Genomic DNA, 1,815 nt, shown 5'->3' with positions numbered 1-1,815 from the left:
TACCGTGCGCGCAGGGAGGCGCAATCCGCCCTCACCCGCAACGGCTCAGGAGCGCAGAAGCTGGTCCAGCACATCCGGCAGGGAGCGCTGCCAGTGTTCCGGCCGGGTCCCGAAATCGGCTTCGAACCGGCTGCAGTCCAGCCGCGAATTCGCCGGGCGGCGTGCAGGCGTGGGATAATCGGCTGTCGTGATGCGGTTCACGGCAGGGCGGCGGCCCCAGACCGGCTCCGCATGGGCAAAGATCGCATCGGCAAAGCCCGCCCAGCTGGTCTCTCCCTTGCCGGCCAGATGATAGAGCCCGCCCTCATGACCATCGCTGGCCATGGCGCGCGCAGCGACCAGCAGGCAGCGGGCCAGCTCATGAGCGGCAGTCGGGCAGCCATGCTGGTCGTCGACAACGCCCAGAGCATCACGCTCGGCCCCGACGCGCAGCATCGTCTTCACGAAATTGGCCCCGTAGGCGGAATAGACCCAGGCTGTGCGGGCGATCAGATGACGCCCGCCCGCAGCCCGCACGGCCGCCTCACCGGCGAGCTTGGTGCGTCCGTACGCGCCTTGCGGGCCTGTCGCATCGGTTTCGACATAGGCCCGGTCGCTGCTGCCATCGAACACATAGTCAGTGGAGACGTGCAGGAAGGGAATGCCGGCTGCCGCACACAGCGCCGCAAGGCGGCCCGGCGTTTCGGCATTGATGGTAAGCGCCAGTGCCTCTTCGCTCTCTGCACGGTCAACGGCCGTATACGCCACCGCATTGATGACGGCATCGGCGGGAAGCGCGCCGTTCAGCGCCATGGCGCAGGCATCGGGGTCCGAAAAGTCGGCCAGCTCCCGCCCCAGCGCCTTCACTTGCCAGCCTCCAGCCGCCGCCTGTCGGGCAAGCTCGGTTGCCAGCTGGCCGGTACGGCCCAGAATGATGAGACGCGCCATCAGCTCACGCGCCCGTGTAGGTGAACGGAGAAGCAAACTCGCTCCAGCCAGGAGCGTCCGCATCTTTTTGCGACAGCACCGCGCGATCGGACGGAAGGCCCCAGTCTATCGCCAGAGCCGGATCGTCAAAGCGCACCGCACCATCGCTCGCCTTGTCGTAGTAATTGTCGACCTTGTACTGGACGTGACAATCACCCTCGAGCGTCATGAAGCCATGCAGAAAACCGGCAGGCACGAAAAGCTGAAGGCCGTTTTCGGCGCTCAGCTCCGCCTTGAAGTGCTGACCATAGGTGGGCGAGCCTGCGCGCGCATCCACCGCAACATCCATGACGCGGCCCTGGCTGACGCGCACCAGTTTGGCCTGCGCGAACGGCGGGGCCTGATAGTGCAGGCCGCGCACCGTGCCGGTTCTCACCGAGCGCGAATGGTTGTCCTGGATGAAGGCCGTGTCGATGCCGATGGCAGCAAAGGCGCGCGCGTTCCAGGTCTCGCTGAAAAAGCCGCGATCATCCTCGAAGCGCCGCGCGCGGATCAGTTTTACGCCATCAAGGGCTTCTGCAACCAGTTCAACCATGAGCGAGTGCTACTCCATTGCCATCGGGCTCACCCATACAGGGCTGCGCCGTGCCAGGGCAAGGCGCGTGGCAGTACGCGACAATTTTCACCATTGCCCCACGGCCTGATCCGTTTTCTGGGTCTCCCGTCGGGGCGGGAGACCTGGTTCCTCGTGATACTCGGCCCATCCGTGCGTCGCGCCGCGAAAAGTCGCGGGCGGCCATTCGGCCTGGCAGCCCGCACAGCGGGCTGAGAGCGCGAGATCATTATCTCCGCAACGCATCCGCGTTGCGATGTTCCGCGAAAAATCGCGGGCGGGCTTTGCCCTGACAG

2 protein-coding genes are annotated in these 1,815 nt (G+C 65.6%); both read right to left on the bottom strand.

All coding sequences use genetic code 11. The features are described from left to right. Positions 1-45 precede the first annotated feature (45 nt). A complete protein-coding gene (gene rfbD / locus ACTS2Z_RS14175) occupies positions 46-927 on the bottom strand; it encodes a dTDP-4-dehydrorhamnose reductase (protein ID WP_442573852.1) in 882 nt (293 codons plus the stop codon). Positions 928-931: 4 nt separating this feature from the next. Continuing rightward, complete coding sequence (rfbC, locus tag ACTS2Z_RS14170) at positions 932-1,501, bottom strand: dTDP-4-dehydrorhamnose 3,5-epimerase (protein WP_442573851.1); 570 nt, start codon at positions 1,499-1,501, stop codon at positions 932-934. Between the last annotated feature and the right edge of the window lie 314 nt (positions 1,502-1,815).

It is taken from the genome of Glycocaulis sp., from assembly GCF_052168375.1.
GTDB lineage: Bacteria > Pseudomonadota > Alphaproteobacteria > Caulobacterales > Maricaulaceae > Glycocaulis.
Note: the sequence above shows the minus strand (reverse complement) of the source record. Positions and strands in the feature narration are given on the sequence as shown.

What these genes read in the sequence shown, in the direction of transcription:
- rfbC (WP_442573851.1), bottom strand. Translation starts at nt 1,501, where the DNA reads ATGGTTGAACTGGTTGCAGAAGCCCTTGATGGCGTAAAACTGATCCGC.
- rfbD (WP_442573852.1), bottom strand. Translation starts at nt 927, where the DNA reads ATGGCGCGTCTCATCATTCTGGGCCGTACCGGCCAGCTGGCAACCGAG.